Below are 3,761 nucleotides of genomic sequence, written 5' to 3'. Positions count from 1 at the left end.
CCCGGCCAGCAGCCGTCGGCACCAGAACAGGTCGGCACCAGCACATCGACGCCCGCGCCGCCCCCGACACCATCGCTTGCCCCACCGCCTGCGCCCCCGCCGCCGGTTCAGATCAACGAGGGTCCGCCGGCCAAGAAGGGCAACGGCGACAAGAAGCCGAAAGGCCAACGCGGCCACGATTAGCGCGGTGTTGTCGATTTCGCCAACCAGTTCGGATCTCCTGAGTTAAGTTCCCGGGCGGGAACTGCCTCGGGCGAAGGAGCGCTGCATGGACGTCCGGGATTCCGTTCTGGTGACGGGCGCATACGGTTTGGTCGGCAGGCCCGTGGTGGCGCGGCTCGTGGCGGACGGATACAGGGTGATCGCTACCGCGCACCGCACAGCCAAACCGTCGCTGCCTGCAGCGGTGGACGTGCGCCGGGTCGACCTAACGAAGCCCGATCAGGTCAGCGCAGTGCTCGCCGACGTGTCACCGTCGGCGATCGTTCATCTGGCGGCGTGCATTCCGCCGATGTGTTACGCCGACCGCGCGCTGGCACGGGCGGTCAACGTCGACGCGACCGCTTCACTGGTGAAGGCCGCGGAGGCGATGCCGTCGCCGCCTCGCTTCGTCCACGCATCGAGCATGGCGGTGTACGGCAGCCGCAACCCGCACCGTTTCACAGACCTGCTCACCCCCGACACCCCGACCTTGGCGACTGAACTGTATGGCTGCCACAAGCTGGAAGCCGAAAACATCGTGCGCTCATCGTGTTTGGACTGGTCGATCCTTCGGCTATCGGGCGTCATCACCATGGAACCGCTGATCGACTACAGGGATTTCGACTCGTTCTACCTCGGCGCGCTGCTGCCCGACGACAACCGGTGTCACTGCGTCGACGCTCGCGATGTCGCCGCGGCGTTCGCGGCGGCGGTCGCCACTGATGCCGTGCGGGAGATCTTCATGATCGCCGGTGACGATTCCCACAAGCGGCTCCAGGGCGAGATAGGACGCACGGGCATGGCGGCTGTTGGCATGGGTGCCATGGCGTTTCCTGGCCGTCCGGGCGATCCCGCCAACGACGCCGATTGGTATCCGCTGGACTGGATGGACACCACGCGTTCCCGGCAGGTGCTGTCCTTCCAGCGGTATTCCTGGTCGGATTCCCACGCGGAGATCCGTGCCAGAGCGCGCTGGAAGGCGAGGGCGATGGGCGTGGCGGCACCGGTGTTAGCGGGCCTGATGCGGCGAAGGGCCCCGTACTACAGGCAACCAGGGCGGTACGCCGACCCGTGGGGCAGGATCCGGGACCGGTGGGGCGACCCCGCCCCGGACACGGCGCGTCAGGCTCAGCCACCGGACATGTAGGGGGCGATGTTCAGGACGGAAGCACGTCGAGCCGACCCGATCCCACCACGACGACCTCGCCACCCACTCGGACCTGAACCCCGCCGTCGATGCTCTTGGCCGAGATACTGATCCGAGACGGCCGGTTGATGAAACGTCCCTGACGCAGCTCGCTGTTCTGACCGTCGCCCAGCCTGCCGTGTCGGTGAAGATAGGCGGCCACGCACCCCGCGGCGCTGCCCGTCGCCGCGTCCTCGACGACGCCGTCGTTGTTCCAGTGCCGGCCTTCCCCCGCCTCGGCGTCGAGCAGATAGGCGTACTGCGCGCCGACCTCGGCGAGCGCGACGTCAAGCTCACGGTCGGCGATGCGAGCGCGGGCGAGCGCACCGTTGCGAACCGGCACGATGAGATAGCGCAGCCCGGTCGACACCACTTCGAGCGGCAGTCGAGTGTCGGAATCGTCGACGAGCAGCGAGAACCAGGACGCGACCTGCGCGCGTGAGATGCCCGACGGCTCGCCGAGGAACTGGGCGCGCATGTCGGGCAGGACGGCGTAGAAGGAGTTCGGGCCGCGACGTTCGGTCTCGACGGTCAGCGCACCTGAGGCCAGCTCCAGCGTCCAGCGTCCGTGCGCTTCGCCGTCGCCGTGTTGATGATGAAGGACCGACGCCGCGCCGAGCACGGGGTGCCCCGCGAAGTCGAGCTCTTCGAAGAGGTCGAAAATGCGTGCCCGCCAATGGTCTTGCGAACCGGCCGGGCTGAGGAAGATCGACTCGAACTGGCGCAGCTCCCCGGTGATCTGAGTCATCTGGCCTGCGCTGAGGCCGCCCGCGTCGGGAAAGACGCTCAGGCTGTTGCCGCGATACGGCGTCGAGGTGAACACATCGACGAGCTGGAAGTGCACCGCAACGACGCTAGTCCAGGCGTCCAGCGTCGGTGACGCGCATGACCGCCGCACCCTCCTCGTCGGAGGCTTCCAGGTCCACCTCTACCTCGATGCCCCAGTCGCGGTCGCCAGCCGGGTCGTCGAGGATCTGTCGGACACGCCATGTGCCGGGCTGTTTGTCGATGATCAACAGGGCGGGACCCCTTGCGTCGGCGCCGATGCCCACGTCGTCGTGCTCGGCGAAGTACGCGCGGATGGCATCCTCCCAACGTTGCGCAGTCCAGCCGGAGTCCGCGTCCAGTTGGCCGAGGTCGTATGAGCGGCGCCGCGCGAACAACTCGACCCGGCGGAACAGCGCATTGCGGACCATCGCGGTGAACGCCCGCTCGTTCCCGGTCAGCGGGCGCGGGCGGGCAGGCACCGTCACCGGCGCGTCCAGCGGCTGGTCGGGGTTGGTGAGTTGTTCCCACTCGTCGAGCAGGCTCGAATCAACCTGGCGGACAAGCTCGCCGAGCCATTCGACGATGTCGGTGACGGCCTCGGTGCGCGCGGCGGCGGGCACCCCGGACCGCAGCGCCTTGAACGCGTCCGACAGGTAACGCAACACCGCACCCTCGGAACGGGTAAGTCCGTAGACGCTGACGAACTCCCGGAAGGTGAACGCCCGCTCCCACATCTCGCGTACGACGGACTTCGGAGACAGCCGCGCGTCGGCGGCCCACGGGTTGCTCTGCAGATACACGTCGAAGGTGTGCTCGAGCAACTCCTCGAGCGGCTTGGGATAGGTGACGTCGTCCAGCAGCTCCATCCGCTCGTCGTACTCGATGCCCTCGGCCTTCATCGCGGCCACGGCCTCGCCCCTGGCCTTGTTCAGCTGTGCGGCCAGGATCTGGCGCGGGTCCTCGAGTGTCGCCTCCATCACCGAAACCACGTCCAGCGCATAGGTTTCCGAAGCGGGATCGAGGACGTCGACCGCGGCAAGCGCGAACGTCGACAGCGGCTGGTTGAGGGCGAAGTCGGGTGGCAGGTCGACCGTCAGTCGGTAGCGCCGTCCGTCGGGTTCTGGCTCGTCGAGCCGTTCGAGGACACCGGCCTGCAGCAGAGAGCGGGCGATGCCGACCGCCTCGCGGATGTGCTGAAGCTGCCGTTTACGCGGCTCGTGGTTGTCGGTGAGCAGCCGTCGCATCGCGGCGAACGGGTCACCGGGACGGTCTACGACGTCGAGGATCATCGCCGTGCTCACGCGCATGTTGCTGGTGAGCGCTTCGGGGACGGCGTCGACCAACCGCGTCATGGTCGACTCGCTCCACGGCACCATGCCCTCGGGCACCTTGCGGCGCACCAGCTTTCGGCGCTTCTTCGGATCGTCGGCCACCTTGGCGAACTGCTTGAGGTTCTCCACCTCGTGGTCGGGCGCCTGCACGACGACAGTGCCTGCGGTGTCGTAGCCGGCCCGACAGCTGACGTCCGGTCCGCTAGGTGGCACCTCCTGTTCGCGATGCTGGGCCGCGTAGAAGTGGGGCATCGACCCGCCACTTATACACATCT

At 67.6% G+C, this 3,761-nt stretch carries 2 protein-coding genes and 2 pseudogenes; 2 read left to right on the top strand and 2 right to left on the bottom strand.

What is annotated here, in order from left to right; all coding sequences use genetic code 11:
- A pseudogene (locus tag D6M19_RS33940) lies at window positions 1-183 on the top strand (serine/threonine protein kinase); the annotation flags it as partial.
- A gap of 85 nt (window positions 184-268) precedes the next feature.
- Window positions 269-1,348, top strand: coding sequence for an NAD-dependent epimerase/dehydratase family protein (locus D6M19_RS33935; protein WP_123029665.1), 1,080 nt, complete (start codon window positions 269-271; stop codon window positions 1,346-1,348).
- A 10-nt stretch (window positions 1,349-1,358) separates the two neighbouring features.
- Here D6M19_RS33935 and D6M19_RS33930 read toward each other — a convergent pair whose 3' ends face one another.
- Window positions 1,359-2,231: a PhzF family protein gene (locus D6M19_RS33930; protein WP_123029664.1), complete on the bottom strand. Its 873-nt coding sequence runs from the start codon at window positions 2,229-2,231 to the stop codon at window positions 1,359-1,361.
- Between the two features lie 10 nt (window positions 2,232-2,241).
- Window positions 2,242-3,669 (bottom strand): annotated as a pseudogene (locus tag D6M19_RS33925) (DUF3516 domain-containing protein); the annotation flags it as partial.
- Between the last annotated feature and the right edge of the window lie 92 nt (window positions 3,670-3,761).

This window comes from Mycolicibacterium stellerae, assembly GCF_003719305.1.
GTDB classification, from domain to species: Bacteria; Actinomycetota; Actinomycetes; order Mycobacteriales; family Mycobacteriaceae; genus Mycobacterium; species Mycobacterium stellerae.
This window is presented reverse-complemented; position numbering and strand designations above follow the sequence as displayed.

Coding starts and splice junctions, on each gene's coding strand:
- D6M19_RS33935 (WP_123029665.1), top strand. CDS start 269: ATGGACGTCCGGGATTCCGTTCTGGTGACGGGCGCATACGGTTTGGTC.